Below are 24,875 nucleotides of genomic sequence, written 5' to 3' on the forward strand. Positions count from 1 at the left end.
TATGACGAGGCAGGCAGTGCCCGGGAGCGGGCGAAGAGGGCAGCTATGTAGGCTTCCTGCCCTTCGAACGCAAGGCTACCCCGTCATTGGCCCAACAGCACGAACGTCGCAGGTACACCCGCCGCCGACGAACCCGAGATCCACACCTGGAAGTCGCCGGGTTCCGCTTCGAACGTGGTGCCGTCGCGATGGGTGAACGCGAGATCCTTGCGGGTCAATTCGAAGGACACTTCCTCCGACGCGCCAGGGGCGAGCATGATCTTGCGGAAGGCCTTCAATTCGCGCACCGGCCGCACGCGGCTGGCCACGCGATCGTGGACATACAGCTGCACCACCTCTTCACCGGCGACCTTCCCGGTGTTGGTCACGGTGGCCGATACGACGATGGTTTCATCCCAGCCCACCGTCGACTTCACCTGGGGAAGGCTGTACTCGAAGCTCGTGTAGCTGAGCCCGTGTCCGAAGGGGTACAACGCGTCGAAGGTGACTTCGCGATAGCGCGACTTGAACGCCGGTGGCTGGTCGGCCAACTCCGGGCGCCCCGTGCGAAGGTGGTTGTAGAAATAGGGCTGCTGTCCGGCATCCTGCGGGAAACTCACGGGCAGGCGCCCCGAGGGGTTGTAGTCGCCGAAGACCACATCGGCGATCGCGGGGCCTGTCTGGCTACCGAGGAACCAGGTGACGAGGATCGCATTCGCCTCGCGTATGGCGCCGGTGAGCGCCAGTGCCCGGCCGTTCTTCAGAAGCACCACGACCGGCGTGCCCGTCGCCGCCACGGCTTCGGCCAGCGCCTGTTGCGCGGGAGGGACCACGATCTGCGTGCGCGACTGCGCTTCGCCGGAATAATTCTGCGGCTCACCAATGGCGAGCAGCACCACGTCCGCCTGTTTCGCGGCGGCCACGGCGGCCTCGATGCCACCCTGGATGGGCTCTTCGATGCCGCAGCCGGCGACGACGTCGAGCGAGCTCGCGTCCGCCAGGGCGTCGCGCAATCCGGTCTCGATGTCGACGTGGCGCCGCTTGTCGCCGAACAAGGTCCAGCATCCTTCGAGGTTGTCGACATCGGCCGCGAACGGGCCGATCAGTGCGATCTTCTGTCCGGACTTGCGCAGCGGCAGCACGCCGTCGTTCTTGAGCATGACGATGGAACGACGCGATGCATCGCGTGCGAGCGCAGCGTGGGCGGCATTCGGCGATGTATCCGCCTCGACGGCGGGATCGAGCGAACGGTATGGGTTGTCGAGCAGGCCGATGGCCTGCTTCACCGAGAGCACGCGACGCACGCCTTCGTCGAGCACCTCCAACGGCACGTCGCCTTTCTCGACGAGGTCGGCCAGGTGCGCGGCGTAGAAGCCGCTCTGCATGCTCATGTCCACGCCGGCGAGGAACGCCAGGCGCGCCGCGTCGCGTTCGTCGTCCGCGAAGCCGTGTGCGATCAATTCCATATCGGCGGTGTAATCGGAGACGACGAGGCCTTCGAAGCCCCATTCGCCGCGCAGGATGTCCGTCATCAGTTCGCGGTTGGCCGACGCCGGCACGCCGTTGATGTCGTTGAACGCGCTCATGAAGGTGAGCGCACCTGCGTCCATTGCCGCCTTGAAGGGCGGCAGGTGCACGTCGCGGAGTGTCTGCGGCGCGATGTCGACGGCGTTGTATTCCATGCCGCCGGCGACGGCGCCATAGGCGGCGAAATGCTTCGGCGTGGCGAGGAGGGCATCGTCGGCCGTCAGGTCCGGGCCCTGGAAGCCACGCACGCGCGCCGCGGCGAACGCGGAGCCCAGCACCACGTCTTCACCGGCACCTTCGGCCACGCGGCCCCATCGCTGGTCACGTGCGATGTCCACCGCCGGTGCGAACGTCCAGTGGACACCCGCCGCGGTGGCTTCCACGGCGGTGGCACGCGCCGTGCGCTCGGCGAGGCCCGGTTCGAAACTGGCCGCTTCACCGAGCGGGATCGGAAAGACGGTGCGCATGCCGTGGATCACATCCGCTCCGAACAGCAGCGGAATTCCAAGGCGGCTTTCCTCCACGGCGACACGTTGGGCCTCCCGGCCTTCCGCGGCACCCACCCCGTTGAACAACGCGCCGACCCTTCCGGCACGGACCTGCTCGAGCACCTCGGCGGCGCCGCGGGCATTGGTCTCCGGATTGATATCGGGTGCGAAGGGGCGCACGGCATCGGCGAACACGCCCAACTGGCCGACCTTCTCTTCGAGGGTCATGCGGGCGATCAGGTCTTCGATGCGGGGGTTACGGTTCATGGGCGAGGCCTTGGGGGACGGAGCGACGGCGAACGGAGGCACGTCAGGCGGGCAAGGATACTGGCATCGGACGACGAAGTGGGCACGTAAATGATGTTACATGTAAACGATTACGTCGTTGGGACACAATGCCTTTACATATGTGAAGGGTGCCTCCGGGCCGATCGCGGGACCAGGGAGGACGCTTCGCCCGCGACGCCGGCAAACGCAATCGCTACGCCTTTCCGGCAGCGTTGGCGTTCTCTTGACACAGAAAGGTCTAGCGCCCGGGACAACGCTGTGGACTGCAGTTAGGCTGGGTGAACCGCCGCACCGGAGTTTCGCGATGCAAGCGCACACGCGGCCAGCGATCATCGAGATGCATGGCATCGGCAAGGTATTCCATGCTGGATCGGTGGAATGCCAGGTGCTGACCGACATCCACCTGACCGTGCGGCAGGGGGAATTCGTTTCGATCGCCGGTCCGTCGGGATGTGGAAAGACCACCCTGTTGTCGCTGATGGGCCTCCTGGACGCGCCCAGTCATGGCGAATTGCGTTTCCGCGGCGAAGCGGTTCACACCATAGGACGCACGGAGAGGGCGCGCCTGCGCAACCGGCATATCGGTTTCGTCTTCCAGGCGTTCAACCTGATCGACGACCTGAACGTGGCGGACAACGTCGCGCTGCCCCTGAGCTTCCGTAAGGACATGCTGGCGCGCGATCGTGCGCGACGCGTCGTCGATGCCCTGGGTAGCGTGGGCATGGCGCATCGCATGCGTCACTACCCAGCCCAGTTATCGGGTGGCCAACAGCAACGGGTGGCGGTGGCACGGGCGTTGGCGGGCGACCCGTCGATCCTGCTTGCGGACGAACCGACCGGCAACCTCGACCTGCACAATGGCGAAACCGTGATGGCGTTGCTGAACAGCCTGCACATGGACGGCCGGACGATCTGCATGGTCACGCATGACGACCGTTTCAACGCGATGGCCGATCGCACCGTTCGCCTCCTCGATGGCAGGGTCGTCGACGAGAGCACGTTCCGGCAGTTGCAGAGCGAGGCGGAGTCGGGCCTGGACGAACGGCGGCACAGTGCATCGTCCCCATGAACCGCTTCATGGACATCGTACGTTTCTGGCGGGCCTCGCCGCGCCAGCCTGGTTCGCTTTTGCTGGCGTCGGCGACGCTTGCCATCGGAGTAGCCGCCCTGGCCGGCGCGTTCACGCTGACGGAAGCCGTATTGCTCCGTCCACCACCCTGGCCCAACCATGCCAGGGTCGCCGTCTACGGTGGACGGACGGCCGACGATCCCATGCGTGCGGCCTCACCAAGCCTCTACAACATGGTGGGAAGCCCGACGCCAGTGCTTTCACGTGGTGCCGCCCTCATGCCCGAGGCGATGAACGTCGTTCATGGACGTCATCGGGGCCTGCTGCGGACGCAACGCGTCGATGTGGGATTCCTGCCGACGCTTGGTGTCGTCCCCGCATTCGGTGAGCGTGTGCCGTCCCACGGGGGCGGTGCGGAGGTGATGGTGTCGGATTCGCTGTGGCGCCGTTGGTTCGGAGCCGACCCGGCGGCAGTCGGGCAGGTGCTGCTGGTCGACGGCCAACCGATGCGTATAAGCGGCGTCTTGCCGCCGGACTATCGGTTCTTCACCGATGTCGACCTGATCCTGCCCCTGGTCCTGCCCGAGGATTCCGCCGATCGCACCGAGAACATGACGGCGGTGGCCCTCCTTGCGCCTGGGAGCATCGTGGCGTTTTCCGATAGCGTCATGGACACGGCCGGGCGCAACACCGCCAGGTTGCACCTGAAGCCAGCGGACGGGCAGTGGTACGGCGCGACATCCCTGGATGCACTGACGGCTCCGGGAGCCAGGACGACCATCTGGTTATGCGTGGGAAGCGCACTGCTCGTGCTCACCGTGGCTGCCATGAATGTCTCCAACCTCATGCTGTCCCGCGCACTGGACCGCAGGCGGGAAACGTCCTTGCTGTTCGCATTGGGAGCCACGGGATGGCGTCCCTGGGTGCCGGCATTGTCAGCAGCGGTGATCATCGCACTGCTCGCGGTAGCGATAGGCATGCCTGTCGGAGCCCTTCTGGTGATGGCGGTCCGTCCGCTCGTACCGGATAGCTGGCTGGCTTCGGCCGCACCGTTGGCACCCGGAAGCGACGTGCTGGTGGCGGTCCTTGCCAGCGCTCTGCTCGCCGCCCTGCTGGCTACTTGCAGCGCGGTGGCTCACCAGCATTTCGCCGCGCCCGGTTATCCGGCCGCGGCTTTCGCGTCGCGCCGGATGTATTCGGCGATGGCCCTGGTACAGACGGCATTGGCGACCTTGCTGCTATGCGCCTCGAGCGCGGCGGCATTGCGCTGGTGGCGGCTCGACCAGCGTCCACTGGGTTTCGATCACGCAAATGCCCTGGTCGTGGAAATCCGCGCGCCACCCGCGTGGTATCCGGAGCGGGGCACCGTCGAACGGCTCACCGGGGGCCTGCGCGCCAGAACCATGCGCTTGCCCGGTGTCGAAAGCGTGGGATGGTCCACCCAGCTTCCTGTCGGCGACGGTTTCGTGATGCCCTTCCTTCGTCCTGGCGGGGCCGTGGTTCGGCTGCAGTACGTGGTGGTGACGCCGGGCGCGCTCGAGTCGCTCGGATTGGAAAAGACCCGTGGCCGATGGTTGGACGATGACGATCGGGACGATTCGGAGCGCGTCGTCATGGTGAACCAGGCCTATCTCGACCAGGTCGATGGACGTGGCGTGGACGGTACGGTGCGTCCGGCATCGGGCCGGCATGCCGCGCGGATCGTCGGCGTCGTCGCCAATACGCCACTCGCGGGCGTTTCGGCCGAGGTCGAACCGGCTGTCTTCGTTCCGCTCGTGCAAATCGATCCCTCGTCGTTCGCCATCGTTCGCCAGTGGACATCGATGTATGCCGTGCTGCGCGGGCCGGGCGTGGGCCCTGCGACCGCGGACGCCTTCGCACGGATCATCGAGGACATGGCACCGCCCCTCGCACCCGCCAACGCGCGAACGCTCGACCAGGTGGCGCAGACGGCATACGCGGAACCGCGCCGCGACGCCGTGCTCCTTTCCAGCTTCGCGGCGTTCGCCCTGGCGCTCGCCTGCGTAGGCCACTACTCGGTGCAGGCTGTCGAGGTGGTGTCACGCCGTCGCATGTTCGCCCTGCGCGGTGCCTTGGGTGCGACACCCGCGAACCTCATGGCGCAAGTGTTGCGGCGGGCCCTGGTTTGGGCGTTACCCGGCGTCGCCGCGGGATTGCTCGCCGCACTCGCCGCGCATCGATGGTTGTTCACGGCCGACTCCCTCCTGGGCATGAGCGATCCATGGGTATTCGCCACCGTGGTGCCGATGATGACCGCGGCCACGATCGCTGCCGTGCTGTTGCCCGCATGGCGGGCGGCCGCGGTGGAACCTTGGCGCGTCCTGCGCAGCGACTGAAAGGGACAAATATGTACCAAGATCACAGGGTCCAGGTGCCGGTGCTCGTCGTCGACGACCATCCAGACGTTCGCCTGGCGATGCGTATGCTGTTGCGTTCCGAAGGCATTCCCTCCGTGGAGGTCGACTCCCCGGCCGCGGCGCTGGATGCCGTGTCGCGGAGTGAATTCGCGTGTGCGGTCGTCGACCTGAATTACTCCGCCGATACGATCTCCGGCCGCGAGGGGCTCGAACTCGTGCTGCGTATCCGTGAGGAAGCACCGGAACTACCGTTGGTGGTCATGACGGCCTGGGGAAGCATCGACGTGGCGGTACAGGCCATGCGCCTTGGCGCGGCGGATTTCATCGAAAAGCCATGGAACAACGCGCGGCTGATCCACACATTGCGTGGCCAGATCGCCTTGCGCGAGATCCGCGAGGAGAACAGGCGGCTGCGCACGGAAACCGCCCTGTCCCGCCAATCCGGGGACATGCTTCGCGTCTGCGAATCGTCCGCCATGCGGCGCGTGGTCGAACTGATCGAGCGGATCGCCGTCGGCGACGCCAACGTACTCATCCTGGGGGAAAACGGCACGGGGAAATCGTTGTTCGCCCGTGAAATCCACGCGCTGTCGAAACGCGCGGAGCAACCGGCGATCCGCGTCGACATGGGTAGCCTTCCCGACGCGCGCTTCGCCGACGAGATGTTCGGCGAAGACAAGCCGGTGCCGCGATCCGGCCGTTTCGAACTGGCCGATGGGGGAAGCCTTATCATGGAGGAAGTCACCAATATCCATCCCCTGCAGCAGGCAAAGCTGCTGCGCGTGATCGAGGAGGGTGAACTGGAGCGCGGCGGCACCATGCGTACACGGCGCGTCGACGTGCGAATCATCTCCACGACCAACGCCGATCTCGATGCGGCCATCCGTAACGATCGCTTTCGCCGCGATCTGCTCTATCGGCTCAACGCCATGCAGGTGCGCTTGCCTGCCTTGCGCGAACGCCAGGAGGATATCGTGCCGCTCGCACGTCACTTCATGTTGCGCGACTGCCAGCGCCGCGGCAGCGGGGCCATGACATTCTCACCGTCCGCCGAGCGGGTGTTGCGAGGCTACGACTGGCCGGGCAACGTGCGTGAACTCGAGCATGCGGTCGAACGCGCCGTCCTTCTCGCCAATCACGACACCATCGATGCGGAAGGTCTGGCGCTCCGCCGTCCCGGCGACACGCCGCTGGCGCTCGATGGCCTGACCCTGCCCGAGGCCGAGGAACTCCTGGTCCGGAACGCGCTCGAGCGCAACGAGCACAACCTGCAACGTGCGGCCGATGCGCTTGGGATTTCGCGCCAGGCGCTCTATCGCCGACTCGGCAAGCAGCGGACGAAGGGAGCGGAGTTGACCGGATGAGCCGTGCCCGCCGTCTTGTCCTCCGGTACTGAAGGATGACCTACACCTTGCACCCCGACCGGATGCGTCGCGGGGTGATGACGTGGGCGGGTATCGTCCTCCTGCCGATGATGGCCTCCGGTGGCGTCCTCGCGGTTTGCGATGGATTGCCGTTGACGGTCCGCGCGAGTGTTTTTTTCGCTGGGCTGGCGCTCACGTTCGCGCTGGGCTGGCTTGCCGGGTACCGCTCGTTGGGAACATTGGCCGCGGTATCCGATCTCCTGGGTGCGCTGCGCGAGGGCGATTTCGGCATGCGTGGACGGGTGCGTCCAGGATACGATCCCCTGCAAGACCTGATGGCCGACGTGAACCTTCTCTCCGACGAGCTTCGCGAAGGCAGGCGGAAACGGACCGCGACCTCGCGGTTCCTCGGCAAGACGCTCGTTGCACTGGGTGACCCAGTCTTCGTCGTCGACGACAAGGATGCTTTGCGGCTCATCAATCCTTCCGCCCGCAAGCTGATCGGTGCAGAGAGAAGTACGGTCATCGGCCAGGACGTGAAGTCGCTCGGGCTAGCCGAAGTCCTTGCCGCGCCCGACAACGCCGTTTTCAACGGACGCTTTCCTGGAGGGAGCGGACGTTGGTCGATACGGCGCGCCGCATGGCACAGCGATGGACGAGAGCACAGATTGCTCATGCTGCGCGATCTCAGCGTCGCGCTGGGAGAAGAGGAGAGACGGGCCTGGCAACGCCTGATCCGTGTTCTGAGCCACGAGTTGAACAATTCGCTCACGCCGATCGGCTCGCTCGCGGGCAGCCTTTCGACCCTGCTCGCGGAGCGCGGTGTCGACGAGACACGCGAGGAGTTGCAGATCGGACTGGAAGTCATCGAACGGCGCGCCGTCTCGCTGGCACGGTTTCTTTCCGGTTACGGCAAGCTGGCCCGACTACCGCCGTTACACGTCCGCCTGTTCCGTCTCGACCGCGTGCTTGCCGGATTGGCCATGTTCGAGCAGCGCCTGCCCGTCGCCATCGTCGGCGTGGAGGCCGTGACACTGAGCGGCGACGAGGACCAGTTGACGCAGGCCTTCATCAATCTGCTGCGCAATGCCGTCGAGGCGGCCCTTCCCGTGTCTGGCGCCGTCCGCGTGGACTGGCGCCTGGAGGGCCGTTACGTCCGGATAGTCATAGAGGACGGAGGCATCGGATTACCGTCCAGCGACGCACTGTTCGTCCCCTACTTCACCACCAAGCCCGAAGGATCGGGCATCGGTCTCAGCCTCACCCGGATGATCGTCGAAGCGCATGGCGGCACGGTGGAACTTTCACCCATGGTCGACGCACCGGGGGCCGTCGCGACGGTCCGCCTTCCCCTGGGAGGCTGAGGTCTTCCATGTCCATAAACGGACGTCGTCGTCCATTTCCGGACAGGATGACGACCGCTTTCGATAGACCACCCGAGAAACATGCGTCGCACGGATCGGAACCACCATGCGCGGGCATGGCCGCCGTTGCCAGTCCTCGCCGCGCTATCTAGATTCGTCCTGCATCCGCGCCTCGCGGAGGCGAACTCATCACCCACAGGAGGGAAGGCATGGACCGGATACTGGATCTTCAGCGATTGATGGCGGAGATGGACTCCGCGGACGTGACGGGCACCAACTACAGCAGCTGCAGTCATCGGGCCTGCTCGATCGCCAACTCGGATGGATTCGAGGACTGACCGGTTCACGACGACACCCCTTCACAGGAATCACCGAAGCATGGAGCGACGTACGGAACTGCTGCATTACACGGCGATCGACCGCGAATTCTTCGAGCCCTATGGGCGGCATGTCATCGACCCGGCCGACTTCGTCGAGCCTGTCCGCAAGATCGTTCCCGACGAGTGGCGGATGCGGCGCACCGGTATCTGGATGCATTGCGCGCCGCCCGGCCTCGTGTTGCCGGCGCAAGGCTGGAAGATCCACGTCTCGTCCGTCGCCTCGACGGCACGCATCGTGCTGTCGATCGCGGCCGCGATGCTGGCCGCCGCCGGCATCGCGTTCAAGTTCGCCGCCGATGCCCGGATACTATCCGCGGTGAACGGAAAACGCTGGCCGCGCGGTGGATCGGGCAAGTTCATCACCGTCTATCCGCATGACGCCGCCGACTTTCGCGGCATCATCGACGATCTCCATGCCGCGCTTTCGGGATACGCGGGACCCTATATCCTGAGTGACCGGCGGTATCGCGATTCGCGTGTCCTTTACTACCGCTACGGCGGAATCGCCGGCGAGCATCGCCTCGCGGCGGACAGCCGCCCTGAATGGTTGCTGCGCCGGCCGGACGGCCGGATGGAACCGGATCAGCGCAAGCCGCACTTCCACCTTCCGGACTGGCTGCGCGATCCGTTCCCGCGCGAGGAGGCGGGCAAGTCGATGGACGCGCCGCTCCTGGGTGGAGGCCGCTACCGTATCAAGCGCTCGTTGTCGTTCTCCGCCGCCGGCGGCATCTACCTGGCCGATGACCTCGACGAAGGCCGCGCCGTGATCGTGAAGGAAGCGCGTCCTTTCATCGGAGGTGGTGACGCCGCGACGGCGATGTTGCGCAAGGAATACCGGCTGCTGCGCCGGCTGGCCTCCCTGCGCATCGCGCCGGCACCCGTCGCTTATTTCCAGGACTGGGAGCACAGCTATCTGGTCGAGGAGTACGTCGAGGGCGTCACGCTGCGCAGCTGGCTGGCGCGCCGGTATCCCTGGTTGAAGACGCGGGCGACCCGCGCCGACGTCGCCGGATTTCTCGACGAGGTGGTGGAGGTATTCACCAGCATCGCCCGGAACCTCGAACGCCTGCACGCGGCTGGCATTTCGATGGGCGACCTGTCGTTCCACAACTGCATCGTGACCGCCGAGGGAGGCACCCGTCTGATCGACCTGGAATCGGCGGTCGAGGAAGGCCTCGATCACCCGGTGGACGTACGTACGCCAGGATTCGCATCGCCGCTGTCCCGGCGTGAGATGCCCGTCGACGCCCGTGCGGAAGACGTCTATGCCTTCGGTGCGAACCTCGCCGCGGCGATCATGCCGATGAATGCCATGCTGCCGCTGGACCGGAGCGCAGCGCTTCGCTTCGCGCGCCGCATGTCGACGGACATGGGTTATCCGGAGGCTTTCGTCCAGGTTCTCGAGCAGTTGCTTGCCGCCGACGTCCACCGGCGGCCTCCACCGGTCGCGGCCATGGCGTCCCTGCGTGCATCGATCGCCGACCTGCCGCGGGACACCGCACCCGTGCCGTACCTCGCCTCCTCCACGGAAGCGGCCACGGACGCCGCCGATGCGCTGTTCGACTATATCGATGAGCGAGCTCGTGGCGCGCGCGTGGACCGCTATGTGCCCGCCGGACCCGAGGTATTCGAGACGCATCCCTGGGGCGTGGCTCATGGCGCCGCGGGTGTGCTTCACGCCTATCTGCGCGGCGGTAGGACGCCACCGCCGGGCCTGCTTACCTACGTGCTGGAGGGTTGCCAGCGGCCGGACCATCGGGGTGACAGCCTCATGTACGGCGATGCCGGCATCGCCTGGGTGTTGTTCGATGCGCATGCGCGCGCCGAGGCGGCGTCGCTGCTGCGGGGACGGCCGGCGGGCGAAAGCATCCGTGAGCGCCATGGCCTGTACGATGGACTGGCCGGATGGGGTCTTGCACGTATCAAGGCATGGCACGAGACGTCCGATGCCGGCTTCCTCGACGACGCGTGTGTCGCTGGCGACATGCTCCTGCATGACTCGCGCATCGACAATGGCATGCTGCACTGGCCACGGGGAACCGTACAACCCGTGGGCCTTGCGCACGGTGCCTCCGGCATCGCGCTGTTCCTGCTCCACCTGCACGTGGCTACCGGTGACGAGCGCTTTCTTCGCGCTGCGCGCGACGGACTCGCCTTCGACCTCGCGCAGCGTGGCATCAATCCCGACGGTGCCGCGAGCTGGCCGAAGGACGTGGGCGGACCGACCCTGTTTCCCTACTGGCGTAACGGCACGGCCGGCATTCTCGCCGTCGTCGCCCGCTTTTTCGCATGCACGGGCGACATCCGCTACCGCGAGATCGTGCTCGGTGCGGAGGGCGACCTGCTGCGAAGGCATGCCGTGTCGCCGGGTGCGTATGACGGCCTGGCCGGTATCGGCGAAACGCTGCTGGATCTCGCGGTGCTGCTTCCCGAGCGCGCGTCTATCTACAAGGAGGCGGCGCACGGCGTCGCGCGAGGCATCGAGCCGTTCCTGGTACGCCGTCCCGGCGGCCTCGCCGTACCCGGCGCTGAATTGCTACGCCTCAGTTGCGACCTGGCGACGGGGAACGCCGGCGTGGGAGCCTTCTTCGACCGTCTCTGGCGTGGCGGTCCGGCGTCTTTCATGCTCGACGAGCACATGCCTGCAGCCGCGTGGGAGCGCGCGGTGCAGGTGGCGGCCTGACCGATGCGCGGCGACGCCCTAACGCCGCCGCGCATCGGTCAGAGGTGGAAGGTCGCTTCCATCAGCCAGGTTCGTGACGGGTAGGGGTAGTACACGTAGTAACGCCGATCGGTGAGATTGTCGACACCGATGCCGAGCGAGACATGGGGGCTTACCTTCCAGTCCACCTTCGCATCGAAGACGAGGAAGTCGCTGGCCCCACCGAACGTGTCGGGGTTCACGTCGCTGTGGTCGAGCGTGTTGTACTGGCGTCCCGAATAGCGCCCGGCGAGCGTCATCGACAACCGTTCCGTGGCGCGCCACGTGGCGACCACGTTCGCCCGCCAGCGCGGTACGCGGTAGAACTGCTTGCCTTCCGAGGCGGGATTGCGCGCGTTCCGCACGGTCGTCGCCTGCGTATACGCCGCGTTGGCGACCAGGTCGAATCCCTGCCAGAACACGTCGCGGCCGTCATAACTGGCTTCGGCGCCGCGCGTGCGAACACGATCCACGTTCTGCACGCTGGTGACGTTGGGAAACACGGTGGTGTCGGTCTGGCTGAACAAGGTGTCCCGGGTGTCGCTGCGGTAGAGGGTGAAACGGGTGAGGCTGTTCGCCCGGTACCACTCGACCGACAACTCGCGCGACAAGTCGTTTTCCGGCTTCAGGTTCGGATCGTTGTTGACCAGCGAAATGCCGTTGAAGCTTCCCTGGAACAATTCGTTGACCGTGGGAAAGCGGTAGGCGCGTGCGCCGGAGAGCCGAACCACCATCGAGTCGGTCGCGCTCCAGGCCAGCGATGCCTTCGGTGAGGCATGCGATTCGTCACGCGCCGGATAGCCGATCGATGCGGCGCCTGTCGCGCGTGAACCGCCGAAGGCCCGCCATTGCTCGTACCGCGCACCGACCGTCAGGCGCCAGCGCTCATCGAGTTGCCATGCATCCTGCAGGTATACCGCTTGGGTCTGCGTGCTGCCGCCGTTGGCTGCGGTGAGCGCGCCCGCGCCGCCCGTGCGCCATTGGGCGAGCGCGTAGCTGGCGTTGTCGAGCCGGTAGCCGTCGAAGTGGTAGCCGAAGCTCACGGTATGCGTGTTCGGCGAGAGCGAATCCGGCGTGTGGCTCGCCCGCAGGTCCAGCGTGCGCCAGCGGCTGCCGTCACCCGCGGTCAGCAGGCCCGCGCCATCGTCGGTCACGCCGGAAGCCACGCGGTCGCGGTTGCGACCCATGTCGAACAGCGAGGCATCGGCCTCGACGTTCCATCCGCTTTTCCGGTGCGTCCCCAGTGAAATGCCGTAGAGCGTATTTCGGCTTTGCCGCGTGCTGGGCGCGAAGAAATTCCCTGGGATCGTGTACTGGCGGCCGTCGATCGTGACGGGGCCCGACCAGACCGGATTCCCGCTGCCGTCACGCAGGAAGGTTTCCGTGCGATGCGAGAGGTCCTGCTTCCAGTAGCTGGCGGTGAGCGCGCCCGTAAGCTCGGGCGTGAAATCGTAGGTCAGCCGGATGTGCGCTTCGTCCTGGCTGGTGGCTTCCTGCCCTTCGCTGTTGATGCCCAACACTTCGCGCGGCAAGCCATTGGCACCGGTGTCGGCGACGGCACCCGTGACGGGATTCGCCGTGCCGCTCCGCGCGGAGCGTGCCTGCGTCGCATAGACCAGTGGCTGGCCATTCGATTGCAGGTGCGCCACGCCGATGAGGAAGGCGAAGCGTCCGGAACGGTCGCCGATCGTCACGCTCTGCCGGCTGCCGCCGTAGTCGCGGTCCACGCCGTAGCTGTCGACATGCTGGGTGAACGCCTGCACATGGCCGGTGACCTCCAGTTTTTCGGGCATGCGTGTGGTCATGAGCACGGTCGCGCCGATGGCGTTCCCCGGATACAGCGCTGAATACGCACCGTAGAGCACCTCGACGCGCGCGAGGTTTTCCGGGAAGGCCATGGACCAGCGGGGTGGATTCGCCCAGTTGTTGCCCAGCAGGTTGGAGAGCAGCAGGCCGTCGAGATAGACCAGGCCGCGCGCGCTCTGCTGGTTGCTGGTGCCACGTACGGAGAAGGTGGCGTTTTCGTCACCGGCGAAGCGTTTGCGGATGCCGAAGGAAGGCAGGTACTTCAAGGCGTCTTCGGTATTGACGATGTTGAGCCGGTCTAGCTCCGCGGCGCTGACGGTTTCCACGGCCGAAGGCATGTCCGGATCGATGGTGCTGGCATGGCTCGCGGCGGAGACACGTACTTCGCGCAGCGTCGTGGCGCGTTGCGGGTCGTCGTCGCCGGTGGCGTGGACGGCAAGGGAGGAAGCACCGATGGCGCAGGCGATGGCACGCGCGAGCGCGCGTCCATGGTTGTGAGGCGAGGGCATGGGAGCGGGGTCCGTGGTCGTTGGCGTACGTCGGGATCGGAAGCGATCAGGCGTGCGCGGCGGACGGCGGACCTCGGGGCGAAGCATGGATGGTGAGCGGTGCCGGCCCGTGGCGAACCGCCGGTGGCAGGGCCTGGGCGGGAGCGGACGATGCCTGCACATGGCCGATGAAGAACGATCCGGCGAGCGCGGGCTGCTGGGCGAACAGCGTGCAGTAACCGCAAGCCGCATCGGTATCGCGTGTTTCGTGCCCGTTGCCTCGATGCTCGCCGGGGGCGCTTTCGCACCACGCGCCAAGATCGGGGAAGACGAAGACTTGCGCCGTCCGCGATGCCGTCGGCGCAAGCACGGTGAGCCAGACGGCGACGAGCGCCATCCATGCCAACCAACCGCTTCTTGTCCGAGCTCGACGCACCGGCGCCCCTGTGTTGCAACCCTGGACATGGGTCCAGGGATGATCGCACGGCCCGTCGTGAAGGCGATGCGACACGGTGTCGCTGGTCCGCATGTCGACTCAGGGCGGCGGCAGGGGCGGTACCGCGGGTGGCGTGGCGAGCACCGGCGGTTCGCGAAGGAGCAACACCAGCGCCACCCCGAGCACGCCCACGCAAGAGGCGAGGAGGAAGCCGTCGAGGATGGACAAGGTATAGGCCTGCGCACGCACCGCGGTGGAGAGCAGGCCGGCGCCCCGCGCCTCCGCCTCGCCCGCGCCCTGGCTCGCCGCACCCACCACGCGCGCGTACGCCGCGATGCGTTCGGTGGTGACTGGGTCGCCCGCGATCACATGCTGGCCGATCAGGTTCGAGTGCCACTGTTCGGCCTTGCGGGTGAACATGATCAGTACGGAGGTGCCGAGTTCGCCGCCGAACAACCGCGCCGTCTGGATGATCGCGCCGAAGGTGATGCCGTCGGCCGGTCCCACGTGGTGGCCGAAGAAATAGATCACGGCCGTGAGTTCCAGCGTTTCCCCCACCGCCTGCAAGAGCAACGCCACGCTGAAGTTTCCCTCCGCCCATTGCGACGTGATGCCGGTCGCGAGCAGGAATCCCGTGGTGGCGATGGCGAAGCCGGTACCGATGGCGAAACGCGCATCGATGCGATTGAGCAGCCAGGCCACGGTGGGCGCGATGATCAACTGTGGCAAGGCGACCCAGAGCAACGCGTTGCCCACCTCCAGGGGGCGCAGGCCACGTACCTGGATAAGGTAGTTGGCCACCAGCGTATTGCTCGAGGTCACCAGGAAGCGGGTGGCGAGCACCAGCACGATGAGTACGAACACATTGCGGCGAACCAGCAGGCCGAAGTCCACGCTCGGCGTATCCAGCGTCGACTCGTGGAGCAGGAACAGACCCAACAGGATGACGCCGAGTGCGAGCAGCGTGACCACCAGCGAGGACGAGAACCAATCCAGGCGATCGCCCTGGTCGAGCCCGATGAAGATGAGGGTGAAGCCGGAAGCGCCGATCAGCATGCCGCGAAAGTCACCGCCACGCAGGTACTCGCGATCGATCGGAAGACGGCGCAGGCCTAACCAGTACAGCGCGAACAAGGGAAGGGCGACGACGGTGTTCTGCCAGAAGATCCAGTCCCAGGTCACGTGCTCGACGTACCAGCCTTCCAGCGACGAGGCGACGTTGAGGCCCAGGATGATGTTCATCGCATAGGCCGCCAGGCCCCAGGGCCAGAGGTTGCGTGGCAGGCTGAGCAGGATGAACGAGGCCGTCAGCGGGATGAAGGTGCCGGAGCCGAGGCCGGCGAAGATCTGCAGCACGATCAGGGTGCGCAGGTCGGGCGAATACGGGATCAGGAATTCGGCCACGCCATAGACGACGCAACCCGCCAGCAGCACGCGCCGCGGCGTGAACGCGCGGCCGAGGAAGATCGCCAGCGGTCCGATCATCATCTGCGACGCCGAGAACGCCGTGGGAATCCATGCCCCCTCGTCGAATCCCGCACCGATCGCACCGCGAAGATCGGCCAGGCCGATGGACGTGAGACGCGAGGTGAGCGTCGTCGCCACCGCGCCGACGAGCACGGCCACGATGCCGAGCCACGGCAGGTTCGCGGGAGGGGTGGGAGCCGCGGTGGCGGTGGTACCGGCGACCGCGTTCACGGCGAGCCTGCCGCGGTCGCCACCGGCTGCCTCGGCACGCTATCGCCTTCCTGCCAGCCCCCGCCCAACGCCTTGATAAGCGAGACGGCGGCGAGCAGGCGCTGCTGGTCGTTCTGGATCGCGGCGCGCTGGCTGGCCAGCGCCTGGCGCTCGGAATCCACCACCTCGAAATAGCCGGCAAGGCCGCGGTCGTAGCGCGAACGGGATACCTTCGCCGTGGCGGTGGCGGCCTCCACCGTGGCATCGAGCGCGGCGCCACGTTCGCGCAGCCAGCGCGTATCGCCCAGCGCATCCTGCACTTCGCGGAAGGCCACGATGCCGCTTTGCCGCCAGTTCGCGAGCGCGCCGCGATAGGCCGCTTCCGCGGCTTGCAGGCGTGAGCGGTTGCGGCCACCTTCGAAGATCGGCAGGTGCACGGACGGCCCGATGGACCACGCGCGGCTGTCGGCGGCGGTGAGGTCGCCCAGGCCATTGCTGGCGACGCCGCCCGAGGCGGTGAGTTTCACTTGCGGGAAAAAAGCGGCTCGCGCCACGCCGATCCGCGCGCTCGCGGCCGCCAGCGACCGTTCGTTGCCGGCAACGTCGGGCCGCCGTTCGAGCAACGAGGAAGGCAATCCGGCGGGTACCTCGGGAACGTTCGGCGTCCACGGCTGGGGCACGACTGAAAAATCCGGCGCGTCGCGGGCCTCGAGCACGGCCAGCGCGTGTTCCAGGTTGTCCCGCCGGCGGTGCGCATCGGCGAGATCCGCGCGGGTCTGGGTCAGGTCGGCGCGCGCGCGGAGCACGTCGAGGTCGCCGACGACACCGGCGTGCGCACGGCGTTCCGCAAGACGCAGGGCATCCTCGCGCAGGCTCACCGTGCGTGCGAGCACGTCGATATCGCGATCGGTGCTGCGCAGGGACAGGTAGGTCGACGCCGTGGTGGCCGCGAGGCTCAGGCGTAGCGCCGCCACCGCATCGGCACTGCTTTCCACGTCCGCGCCGGCGGCCTCCACGCTGCGCCGCACGCGGCCCCAGAGGTCCACTTCATAGGCGACGTCGACCGGCACGCGCCAGAGTGTGGTTTCCAGTTCGGGCAACCGGTTGGAGACATTCGCCGAGGTGCGCCCGCGTGCGAAGGCGGGATCGAGGGCGATATCGGGGAACTCGTCGGCGCGCGCGACGCCGAGCAGGGCGCGGCTCTGGTCGTGGCGGGCCAGGGCCACGGCCAGGTCCTGGTTCGCGGCGAGGGCCGCTTCGACGTGCCGGCCCAGTTCCTCGTCACCGAAGAGGTTCCACCACGCGTCCGGCAATACGGCGACGGGCGCGGAGGACGCTGGCGCATCGCGCCAGCCTGCGGGTGCGGATATATCCGGACGCCGGTAGTCGGGCCCGACCACGCAGCCGGCCAGGCCGAGGGCGAGGACGGCCAGTACCATCGGCCGCGCCGTCATGGCGCCTTTTCTCCTTCGCCACGGATCTTCACGATCGTCGACAGTCCGGGTGCGAGCCGCTCGCGGTAGCGGCCGAGGTCTTCGGCGGAGAAGATAATCTTCACCGGCACGCGCTGGACCACCTTGGTGAAGTTGCCCGTGGCGTTGTCGGGCGGGAGCAGGGCGAACTGCGATCCGGAGGCCGGCGAGAGGCTGTCCAGGTGGCCGATGAAGGTCACGCCGGGAATCGCATCGACGGTCATGCGCGCCTCGGTGCCGCGATGCATCCCGTGCAGCTGGGTCTCCTTGTAGTTGGCCACCACCCATACCTCGTCGGAGACGATGGAAAGCAGGGTCTGCCCCGCGTTGACCCGGGCGCCGACCTCGACGGTGCGGCGTCCCACGTAGCCACTCACCGGCGCGATCACCCGGGTGTAGCCATAGGCCAGCAAGGCGTCGTGCAACGAGGCTTCGCCGGTGGCGACCTGCGCCTTCGCCGATTCGCGGGCGGCGAGCGCGGCCACTTTGCGTGCACCGGCGCTGGCACGGTTGGCCACTGCCGAGTCGGCCGCGGCCTTCGCCGCGTCGTATTCCTGTCGCGACACGCCGCGCGGTGTCTCGTTCACCAGCTCGGCGGCGCGCCGCAGATCCAGGGCGGTCTTCCGTGCGCTCGCCTCGGCGGCGACGATGGCCGCGTCGGCCTCGGCGATCTGCGCCTCCGCGCTGGCCAGCTGGCCCTTCGCCCGGTCGATCTCCGCCCGCGCCTGTTCCACGCGTACGTCGAAGTCGCGCGTATCCAGCTCCAGCAATACGTCCCCGGCCTTCACGTGCTGGTTGTCGTTCACCCGCAGTACCTGCACGGTGCCGGTGACGCGCGGAGCCACAGGGTGGATACGTCCCGTCACGTAGGCATCCGTGGTCGTTTCGGTGCGGTCCAGCCAGAAGAACAGGAGCACCGCCAAGGTGCCGAGCACCAGCAGTCCCCCGATGATGCGCAGCGCGTGTTTCATGCGGCCCCTTCCACCCTCGATACAGCGCCCAAGCTGCCATCGATCGCTGTCCGTTTGCTTGGCGATTCCTGCGCGGACGCGGCGGGTGGAATGTCATTGACCAACCGCTATGTAGGTTCCTATATTGCGATGATCCCTACCCGGAACCCCCGCCATGCGCCTTCGGCCGTTCGTCGCCGCGCTGTTCTTCCTTGCCGGTCCGGCCGGCGCGGCCGCGGCCGATCTCGTGGTTTCGGCGGCCTCCAGCCTGACCGATGCTTTCCAGGCGGTCGGAAAGGCTTATGAGGCCAGGCATCCGGAAACCCGCGTGGTCCTGAATTTCGCCGCGTCGGATGTGCTGTTGCGCCAGATATCCAGTGGCGCCCCGGCCGACGTGTTCGCCTCGGCCGACCAGTCCGCCATGGACAAGGCGGTCGCGGCGGGCGCCATCGACCCCGCCACGCGGCAGGATTTCGCCAGCAACCGGCTCGTCCTGGTCGTGCCGAAGGACGGCCGCGTCCACGTGACGGGTCCCGCCGACCTCGAGGACCCGAAGGTGACACGCGTCGCCTACGGCGATCCGGCGTCCGTGCCCGTGGGCCGGTACACGAAGGCCGCGCTTGAGCGGCAGGGACTCTGGGGCGTCATATCGGCGAAAGGCGTGCTGGCGCAGAACGTGCGGCAAGGCCTGGATTACGTCGCTCGCGGGGAGGTGGACGCCGGCTTCGTGTTCGCCACCGACGCGGCGATCATGAAGGACAGGGTGGACGTGGCCGCCGTCGTGGCCACGCCCACGCCGATCACCTACCCGATCGCCGTCGTCGCCGGTTCGAAGCAGGCGCGCGAGGCGGCCCGGTTCGAGGCCTTCGTCCAGTCGGCCGACGGACGGGCGATCCTCGCCGGCTTCGGTTTCCGGGCGCCCTGAGCTCCCGTGGGCGCGATCTGGATTCCGCTCGCGCTCTCGCTCAAGGTCGCGTTGTGGGCGACGGCGATCAACCTCGTGCTGGGCGTGGCCGTCGCCTTCGGACTGTCGCGCTGGCGCTCGCATGCGCGCGAACTGGTCGATTCGATCCTGACCTTGCCGCTGGTGCTGCCTCCGACGGTGCTGGGTTACTACCTTCTCGTCTTGCTCGGCCGTCGCGGCGTGTTCGGTGAATGGCTCGACCGCCTGGGTATCCAACTGGTCTTCACCTGGCAGGGAGCGGTGATCGCTTCGACCCTGGTGGCCTTTCCGCTCGTGCAGAAAGCGGCCCGCGCCGCTTTCGAGGCGGTCGATCCACAGCTCGAGGATGCGGCGCGGGTGCTGGGGCTGCGCGAGGCCGCGGTGTTCTTTCGCATCTCGCTGCCGCTCGCCGCGCGCGGCATCACCGCGGGGGCCTTGCTCGCCTTCGCCCGGGCACTCGGCGAATTCGGCGCGACCTTGATGATCGCCGGCAACTTGCCCGGACGGACACAGACCTTGTCGGTCGCGATCTACGCCGCCGTGCAGGCAGGCGACGATCGCTCGGCGGGGATCATGGTGGCGGTCACTTCGGTGACCTGTGTCGTCGCCTTGTTACTGGCTGGCTGGCTGGCGCCCGACCACCTGCGGCGGATGCGTCCATGAGTGTCGACATCGCCATCCGCAAGACGCTGCGTGCCGACGACCGGTACTTCGAGCTGGACGTGGCTTTCGCATCGGAGCACCGGCGCATCGTCATCTTCGGTCCCTCCGGCGCAGGCAAGAGCCTGACGCTGCGTGCGATGGCCGGCTTGCTCACGCCGGACGAAGGACACGTCCGGGTCGACGGACGCACGTTGCTGGATACCGCGACGGGCGTGGACGTGCCACCGCGCGATCGCGGGGTGGCATACGTGTTCCAGGACTATGCGCTGTTCCCCCACCTCACGGTGGCGCAGAACATCGGCTTCGGGCTCGCGCGGCGCTGGCTCAATCCCCGCCGCCACTCGCACGACGACCGTGTACGCCATTGGCTCGACATCTTCGAACTGGCCGCCGTGGCCGACAGTTATCCGGTGCGGATCTCCGGTGGCCAGCGCCAGCGGGTGGCGCTGGCGCGCGCGCTGGCGGTGGAGCCGCGTCTCCTCTTGCTCGACGAACCTTTCGCCGCGCTGGACCCCGCCCTGCGCGGTCGCATGCGCCACGAACTGATGGCATTGCAGGCGCGCCTCGACCTGCCGCTACTGGTGATCACCCATGACCCGGCCGACGTCGAGGCGCTGGACGGCCACACCATCGAGGTGCGCGACGGCCGGGTCGTATAGCCGCTCCCTCAGTCGGTCACGCCGACGATCACCGATGAGGCATCGAAGATGGCGACGACGGCCGAGCCCTCGGCCAGTCCCAGCGCGTTCGCGCTTTCCATGGTGACGATGGCCGTGACGGTACCTCCACCGTCGAGTTCGACGGATACCTCGGCATTCACCGCGCCCGTCGTCGTCCGCCGCACCCTGCCCGGCAACTGGTTGGACGCCGATACGCGCAGGCGTTCGTCCGGCAGGCCGAGCATGACCCAACTGGCCTTGACCAGGGCGATCACCGCGCGCCCCGGCGCCAGTGCCAGGCTGGCCGTGCTCTCCTTCGTCACCGTGGCGACGAGCGACGTGCCGCCCGGCAAGGCGATGTCCACCGTGTCGTTGACCGCTCCGGCGGTGACGGCGCGAACGACGCCGGACAGTTGGTTGCGCGCGCTGGTCCGCATGGTGAATCGCCTCAGCAGGTGGATGTCGTCGATGGCTTCGTCGCCGAGCGCGGCAAGACGCTCCACGAAACGCCGGTGCTCCGCGTCGATGCCGCGGAACGCGGCGATAAGGCGCTCGGCACGCGGCGTGAGACGGGCGCCACCACCGCCGTGCCCTCCGGTGGCGCGCAGGACAAGGGTTTCACCCGCCAGGTTGTTCATGGTTTCCACGGCATCCCATGCGCCCTTGTAGCTCATCCCCACCGCCTTGGCGGCGGCGGTGATGGAACCGGTGGTGCCGATCTGCGCGAGCAGTTCGACGCGATCGGCGCCACCCCATCGGCGGGCACCGTCGGACAGCCAGAGCGAACCTTCGTAACGAAGCATGGTGTCTCCGGAAAAAACCTCTGGACGCAAGTCTAGCCCCGCCGGGCCCTCGTCGTGGGATGATGCCCGCCGTTCGTGGGCGAGCGCCCGTTGGGGTAAGAGTGGAGCAGTGACGGATAAGAAGCGGTCCCCCAAGACGGTCGCCGTATGGCTGGCGAAGCACGTGCTGATGCTGGCGATCCTCGGCGTCGCCGTGTTCCTGCTGCATCGGTACATCGCCCGCATGGCCTGGCACGACGTACGCGATGCCGTCGACCGGATTCCCCGCTGGCACGTCGCCGGGTCCATCGCCGCGGCCCTGCTCAGCTGGGCCTGCCTTACCGCCTACGATGTCTTCGCCGTGGAAACCGTGGTGCCGGGCAAGGTGTCGATGCGCATGAAGATCTTCGCCGGCGCGACCGCGCACGCGATCTGCAACGCGCTCGGGTTCCACGCCATCACCGGTACCGCGCTGCGCTATCGCATCCTGTCGACCCGCGGTGTGAGTGCGGCCGACGTGGCGCGGGTCGTCGGACTGGTCGGTTTCGCCGTGGCCATGGGCTTCGCGGCGGTGGCCGCCATCGCCCTGATGCTGGAGCCGTCGATAGCGCATGGCTGGGGCCGATGGCTGGGTGCCGCGCTGGTGAGCCTCTTCGTGCTGTTGCTACGCTGGCTGGCTGGCAAGCACGACGAACTGCGGGTCTGGAAATTCAGCACGCCCGTGCCGTCGGCCCGGTCGGCCGGGGCGCAGATCGTCATCGGCGTACTCGAGATGATCGGCGCCATCGCCGCCATGTACTTATTGCTTCCCACCGAGATTGCGGGCAGCTTCCTCGATTTCGCGCCGATCTACGTCGGCGCGATCATCGCCGGCATCGTCAGCAATACACCAGGCGGGATCGGCGCGTTCGAAGCGCTGACGTTGGCGGCCTTTCCACAGGAGCAGCGTGCCCAGGTCCTGGCGGCCTTGCTTGCTTATCGCGTGATCTACGGGCTGGGGCCGCTGGCGATCGCGTCGCTCGCACTAGGCGCCTTCGAACTCCATAACCGCACGAGAAAGCCCTGATGAAGCCTGCCTGGTGGGAGCCGACCCTGTCGGCGATTGGGGGCTGCGGCAAGTCCCATCGCCGACAAAGTCGGCTCCCACCAAGCCTGGGCTTTCGGCTCCCACCGGGCCTGGGGTTGTTGCTTGTCCTCGTGTTCCTTGTGGGATGCTCGGCGCCGCATGCGCGCCGCACCGACGTGCTGTTCTGGAACCAGCCGCAGCGCGAAGCGGCGTTCCGTGCGATGGAGACACATTACGCGAGCAACGTGGTGCGGCACGGCAGGGCGCATCCACTACCGGCAGGCGCGCCGCTGTCACCGCGTTTCGACGACGATTCGACGCTCGAACGTTACATGGCCGCCCACCACGTGGCGGGTGTCATGGTCGTCGAGGATGGCCGGGTACGCCTTGAACGCTACGGCCTCGGCGCCGGTCCGGCTACCCGCTGGACTTCGTTCTCCGTGGCCAAATCGTTCACCTCCACCCTGGTGGGCGCCGCCTTGCGCGACGGTGCGATACACAGCCTCGATGACAAGGTGACGCGGTACATCCCCGAACTGGCCGCTGGCGCCTATCGCGACGTGACGATCCGGCAACTGCTTTCGATGACCTCGGGCGTGCGCTGGAACGAGGACTACACCGATCCGCATTCGGACGTCGCGATGATGTATGAAGGCGCGCGCCAGCCCGGCGTTCCCTTGCTGGTCTCGTACATGTCGCGGTTGCCACGGGAGTTCGCGCCCGGCGAGCGCTGGGTCTACAAGACCGGGGAGACCGACCTGATCGGCATCCTGGTCACACGGGCGACGGGCAAGACGCTGGCATCGTACCTGTCGGAGAAGATCTGGAGACCCTACGGCATGGCGGCCGATGCGCTCTGGCTGAAGGACGACATGGATGGCACCGAAGCCGGTGGCTCCGGCGTCTCCGCCACCCTGGGCGACTATGCCCGGCTGGGACAATTCCTGCTCGACGGAGGCATGGCCGACGGCAAGGCGGTACTCGCGGATGGCTGGATCGAAGACGCCACGCACACGCATGCGGCGATCGGCGTGAAGGGACGTGGCTACGGCTACCAGTGGTGGGCGTACGACGATGGCAGCTTCGAAGGCATCGGCATCTTCGGCCAGTTGTTGCACGTCGATCCGAAGCGGCGTCTCGTCATCGTGCAACTGGCGGCGTGGCCCGTGGCGACGGACGAGGCGCAGGCCAAGGCGCGGGCAGCCTTCGTGCGCGCGGTGAACCGCGCCGTGGACGACGCGCCCGGTCATTGAGCCTTGTCGGGCCGGTTCGCGAGGCATCGCGCGCGAAGAAGGCCTAAAATGGCGGCCCCGATCGAAAAAGGCGCCCCCATGGCCCTCTCCTGGAACGACCTCATCTGCACGCCGGACAAGGACGCCATCGACGCGCTCGCCGAATCCTGGCGCTGGCGCATCGGCGACGCCTTCACGCCCCTGCTGTTCACCGCGCTGGGCGACATGTTCTACGAGGCGGACGAAGGCGGCATCTTCTGGCTCAACACGGGCACCGCCGAGATCGAGCGTGTCGCCGAGAGTGTGCCGGGATTCAACAACCTGTTGCGCGAGGAAATCGCCGAAGACTGGCTGTTGCCGCCGCTGGTCGAAGCGTTGATCGAAGCGGGAAAGACGCGGGCGGAAGGCGAGTGCTACACCTATGTCACCTTGCCGGTCTTCGCCGAGGGCGAATACACGGTCGAGAACCTGAACCCGGTGCCGGCCAAGGAGCACTTCGAGCTGACCGGTTCGGTACTGCAACAATTGCAGGACGTGCCCGACGGCACCAACGTCAAGATCGACATCACGCACTGAACGCGGATCAGGCGAAATAGTCGTCCTCGCGCTGGTGGCGGATGGCGACGATCGCGACGTGTTCCTTGCCGATATGGAAAAGCGCCACGTAGCCGTGGGCGCCTAAAGGAATCACGAGTTCGCGGAGGAAGGGATTGTTCGCCTCTGCCTTGCGGCAGGTATAGGGGAATTCCTCGAGGACCCGCACGGCGCGCACGAGCGTCGCGAGCGCCCGTTCGGCCAGGTCCGGATCGTGGCCGGCGAGGAAGTCGGTGAAGCGGAGGAGGTCGAATCGCGCGCCATCCGTGTAGCGAACCTCGTAAGTCATTCCTTTCCTTTGTTTCGTCGCGCGGCGGCGATTCGCTCGGCGGCCTCCTTATGTACGCTCTGCGCGGCGTGATAGATGTCGGTCCGCTCCGCCTGCGCCAGTGAGGCAAGGCCACGGGCGACGAACTCACGCTGCATGGTTCGACGCTCGATGGCTTCCGCCATGGCGGTCTCGACGAAGGCGGACAAGGTTTCCTCCTTGCCGAGGACATCTTCGGCTTTCTCCCGGAAGGCGGGCTCCACGCGGATCGAAGGAATGGTGGCGGTCTTCATGGCGCGCT

General features: G+C 67.0%; 21 protein-coding genes. 12 read left to right on the forward strand and 9 right to left on the reverse strand.

Annotation, left to right across the window (positions count from 1 at the left end; translation table 11 throughout):
- Positions 1 to 83: 83 nt before the first annotated feature.
- On the reverse strand, positions 84 to 2,261 hold the full coding sequence (locus AB6730_RS10405; protein WP_371023539.1) for a glycoside hydrolase family 3 N-terminal domain-containing protein: 2,178 nt from the start codon (positions 2,259 to 2,261) through the stop codon (positions 84 to 86).
- Between the two features lie 325 nt (positions 2,262 to 2,586).
- Here AB6730_RS10405 and AB6730_RS10410 point away from each other — a divergent pair, with 325 nt between their 5' ends.
- The 6 genes from AB6730_RS10410 to lanKC all read left to right on the forward strand — a co-directional run bounded on the left by AB6730_RS10410 (position 2,587) and on the right by lanKC (position 11,520).
- Positions 2,587 to 3,351 (forward strand): ABC transporter ATP-binding protein, encoded by a 765-nt coding sequence (locus tag AB6730_RS10410; protein ID WP_371023540.1) that lies wholly within the window; start codon positions 2,587 to 2,589, stop codon positions 3,349 to 3,351.
- A gap of 8 nt (positions 3,352 to 3,359) precedes the next feature.
- Positions 3,360 to 5,708, forward strand: coding sequence for an FtsX-like permease family protein (locus AB6730_RS10415; protein WP_371023541.1), 2,349 nt, complete (start codon positions 3,360 to 3,362; stop codon positions 5,706 to 5,708).
- 11 nt (positions 5,709 to 5,719) lie between these two features.
- Entirely contained in the window at positions 5,720 to 7,093 is a 1,374-nt protein-coding gene (locus tag AB6730_RS10420) for a sigma-54-dependent transcriptional regulator (RefSeq protein WP_371023542.1), read from the forward strand.
- 35 nt (positions 7,094 to 7,128) lie between these two features.
- Positions 7,129 to 8,457 carry a PAS domain-containing sensor histidine kinase gene (locus AB6730_RS10425; RefSeq protein ID WP_371023543.1) on the forward strand — a complete coding sequence of 443 codons (1,329 nt, stop codon included), beginning with the start codon at positions 7,129 to 7,131 and terminating at the stop codon, positions 8,455 to 8,457.
- A gap of 209 nt (positions 8,458 to 8,666) precedes the next feature.
- Entirely contained in the window at positions 8,667 to 8,795 is a 129-nt protein-coding gene (locus tag AB6730_RS10430) for a hypothetical protein (protein ID WP_371023544.1), read from the forward strand.
- Positions 8,796 to 8,835: 40 nt separating this feature from the next.
- The gene (lanKC, locus tag AB6730_RS10435; protein ID WP_371023545.1) at positions 8,836 to 11,520 is read left to right on the forward strand and encodes a class III lanthionine synthetase LanKC; all 2,685 of its coding nucleotides are present in this window, start codon (positions 8,836 to 8,838) and stop codon (positions 11,518 to 11,520) included.
- Positions 11,521 to 11,558: 38 nt separating this feature from the next.
- Here the strand turns inward: lanKC and AB6730_RS10440 are convergent, their stop codons facing one another.
- The 5 genes from AB6730_RS10440 to AB6730_RS10460 form a co-directional block, all read right to left on the reverse strand.
- A complete protein-coding gene (locus AB6730_RS10440) occupies positions 11,559 to 13,853 on the reverse strand; it encodes a TonB-dependent receptor (protein WP_371023546.1) in 2,295 nt (764 codons plus the stop codon).
- A gap of 46 nt (positions 13,854 to 13,899) precedes the next feature.
- The gene (locus AB6730_RS10445) at positions 13,900 to 14,229 is read right to left on the reverse strand and encodes a DUF2946 family protein (RefSeq protein ID WP_371023547.1); all 330 of its coding nucleotides are present in this window, start codon (positions 14,227 to 14,229) and stop codon (positions 13,900 to 13,902) included.
- A gap of 138 nt (positions 14,230 to 14,367) precedes the next feature.
- Positions 14,368 to 15,966 carry an MFS transporter gene (locus AB6730_RS10450; protein ID WP_371023548.1) on the reverse strand — a complete coding sequence of 533 codons (1,599 nt, stop codon included), beginning with the start codon at positions 15,964 to 15,966 and terminating at the stop codon, positions 14,368 to 14,370.
- Positions 15,963 to 17,399: an efflux transporter outer membrane subunit gene (locus AB6730_RS10455; RefSeq protein ID WP_371023549.1), complete on the reverse strand. Its 1,437-nt coding sequence runs from the start codon at positions 17,397 to 17,399 to the stop codon at positions 15,963 to 15,965. Before AB6730_RS10455 ends, AB6730_RS10450 begins: the two co-directional genes overlap by 4 nt.
- Positions 17,396 to 18,388 (reverse strand): HlyD family secretion protein, encoded by a 993-nt coding sequence (locus AB6730_RS10460; protein WP_371023550.1) that lies wholly within the window; start codon positions 18,386 to 18,388, stop codon positions 17,396 to 17,398. Before AB6730_RS10460 ends, AB6730_RS10455 begins: the two co-directional genes overlap by 4 nt.
- Before the next feature lie 154 nt (positions 18,389 to 18,542).
- On the opposite strand from AB6730_RS10460, the gene modA reads away from it, so the two are divergent.
- The 3 genes from modA to AB6730_RS10475 are packed head-to-tail and all read left to right on the forward strand — an operon-like array spanning position 18,543 to position 20,632.
- The gene (gene modA, locus AB6730_RS10465; protein WP_371023551.1) at positions 18,543 to 19,292 is read left to right on the forward strand and encodes a molybdate ABC transporter substrate-binding protein; all 750 of its coding nucleotides are present in this window, start codon (positions 18,543 to 18,545) and stop codon (positions 19,290 to 19,292) included.
- Between the two features lie 6 nt (positions 19,293 to 19,298).
- The gene (gene modB / locus AB6730_RS10470) at positions 19,299 to 19,973 is read left to right on the forward strand and encodes a molybdate ABC transporter permease subunit (protein WP_371023552.1); all 675 of its coding nucleotides are present in this window, start codon (positions 19,299 to 19,301) and stop codon (positions 19,971 to 19,973) included.
- Entirely contained in the window at positions 19,970 to 20,632 is a 663-nt protein-coding gene (locus tag AB6730_RS10475) for an ABC transporter ATP-binding protein (protein ID WP_371023553.1), read from the forward strand. The genes modB and AB6730_RS10475 overlap by 4 nt, the downstream gene beginning before the upstream one ends.
- Before the next feature lie 8 nt (positions 20,633 to 20,640).
- Here AB6730_RS10475 and AB6730_RS10480 read toward each other — a convergent pair whose 3' ends face one another.
- Complete coding sequence (locus AB6730_RS10480) at positions 20,641 to 21,435, reverse strand: TOBE domain-containing protein (RefSeq protein WP_371023554.1); 795 nt, start codon at positions 21,433 to 21,435, stop codon at positions 20,641 to 20,643.
- A 109-nt stretch (positions 21,436 to 21,544) separates the two neighbouring features.
- Between AB6730_RS10480 and AB6730_RS10485 the strand changes: the two genes are divergently transcribed.
- From AB6730_RS10485 to AB6730_RS10495, 3 genes are all read left to right on the forward strand, one after another.
- Entirely contained in the window at positions 21,545 to 22,480 is a 936-nt protein-coding gene (locus AB6730_RS10485; protein ID WP_371023555.1) for a YbhN family protein, read from the forward strand.
- A gap of 116 nt (positions 22,481 to 22,596) precedes the next feature.
- A complete protein-coding gene (locus AB6730_RS10490) occupies positions 22,597 to 23,733 on the forward strand; it encodes a serine hydrolase domain-containing protein (RefSeq protein ID WP_371023556.1) in 1,137 nt (378 codons plus the stop codon).
- A 78-nt stretch (positions 23,734 to 23,811) separates the two neighbouring features.
- Entirely contained in the window at positions 23,812 to 24,288 is a 477-nt protein-coding gene (locus AB6730_RS10495) for a T6SS immunity protein Tdi1 domain-containing protein (protein WP_371023557.1), read from the forward strand.
- Positions 24,289 to 24,295: 7 nt separating this feature from the next.
- Here the strand turns inward: AB6730_RS10495 and AB6730_RS10500 are convergent, their stop codons facing one another.
- Positions 24,296 to 24,595 (reverse strand): type II toxin-antitoxin system RelE/ParE family toxin, encoded by a 300-nt coding sequence (locus tag AB6730_RS10500; RefSeq protein WP_371023558.1) that lies wholly within the window; start codon positions 24,593 to 24,595, stop codon positions 24,296 to 24,298.
- Positions 24,592 to 24,867 carry a YlcI/YnfO family protein gene (locus AB6730_RS10505; RefSeq protein WP_371023559.1) on the reverse strand — a complete coding sequence of 92 codons (276 nt, stop codon included), beginning with the start codon at positions 24,865 to 24,867 and terminating at the stop codon, positions 24,592 to 24,594. The genes AB6730_RS10500 and AB6730_RS10505 overlap by 4 nt, the downstream gene beginning before the upstream one ends.
- Positions 24,868 to 24,875: the final 8 nt, after the last annotated feature.

Origin of the sequence: Luteibacter sp. RCC_6_2 (genome assembly GCF_041360655.1) — a bacterium.
GTDB lineage: Bacteria > Pseudomonadota > Gammaproteobacteria > Xanthomonadales > Rhodanobacteraceae > Luteibacter.

Excerpts from the sequence above, each read along its gene's own strand:
- AB6730_RS10505 (WP_371023559.1), bottom strand. The coding sequence starts at position 24,867 with ATGAAGACCGCCACCATTCCTTCGATCCGCGTGGAGCCCGCCTTCCGG.
- AB6730_RS10405 (WP_371023539.1), bottom strand. The coding sequence starts at position 2,261 with ATGAACCGTAACCCCCGCATCGAAGACCTGATCGCCCGCATGACCCTC.
- lanKC (WP_371023545.1), top strand. The coding sequence starts at position 8,836 with ATGGAGCGACGTACGGAACTGCTGCATTACACGGCGATCGACCGCGAA.
- modA (WP_371023551.1), top strand. The coding sequence starts at position 18,543 with ATGCGCCTTCGGCCGTTCGTCGCCGCGCTGTTCTTCCTTGCCGGTCCG.
- AB6730_RS10475 (WP_371023553.1), top strand. The coding sequence starts at position 19,970 with ATGAGTGTCGACATCGCCATCCGCAAGACGCTGCGTGCCGACGACCGG.
- AB6730_RS10445 (WP_371023547.1), bottom strand. The coding sequence starts at position 14,229 with ATGGCGCTCGTCGCCGTCTGGCTCACCGTGCTTGCGCCGACGGCATCG.
- AB6730_RS10500 (WP_371023558.1), bottom strand. The coding sequence starts at position 24,595 with ATGACTTACGAGGTTCGCTACACGGATGGCGCGCGATTCGACCTCCTC.
- AB6730_RS10415 (WP_371023541.1), top strand. The coding sequence starts at position 3,360 with ATGGACATCGTACGTTTCTGGCGGGCCTCGCCGCGCCAGCCTGGTTCG.
- AB6730_RS10430 (WP_371023544.1), top strand. The coding sequence starts at position 8,667 with ATGGACCGGATACTGGATCTTCAGCGATTGATGGCGGAGATGGACTCC.
- AB6730_RS10425 (WP_371023543.1), top strand. The coding sequence starts at position 7,129 with ATGACCTACACCTTGCACCCCGACCGGATGCGTCGCGGGGTGATGACG.
- AB6730_RS10480 (WP_371023554.1), bottom strand. The coding sequence starts at position 21,435 with ATGCTTCGTTACGAAGGTTCGCTCTGGCTGTCCGACGGTGCCCGCCGA.
- AB6730_RS10440 (WP_371023546.1), bottom strand. The coding sequence starts at position 13,853 with ATGCCCTCGCCTCACAACCATGGACGCGCGCTCGCGCGTGCCATCGCC.
- AB6730_RS10460 (WP_371023550.1), bottom strand. The coding sequence starts at position 18,388 with ATGAAACACGCGCTGCGCATCATCGGGGGACTGCTGGTGCTCGGCACC.
- AB6730_RS10495 (WP_371023557.1), top strand. The coding sequence starts at position 23,812 with ATGGCCCTCTCCTGGAACGACCTCATCTGCACGCCGGACAAGGACGCC.
- AB6730_RS10420 (WP_371023542.1), top strand. The coding sequence starts at position 5,720 with ATGTACCAAGATCACAGGGTCCAGGTGCCGGTGCTCGTCGTCGACGAC.
- AB6730_RS10410 (WP_371023540.1), top strand. The coding sequence starts at position 2,587 with ATGCAAGCGCACACGCGGCCAGCGATCATCGAGATGCATGGCATCGGC.
- AB6730_RS10455 (WP_371023549.1), bottom strand. The coding sequence starts at position 17,399 with ATGACGGCGCGGCCGATGGTACTGGCCGTCCTCGCCCTCGGCCTGGCC.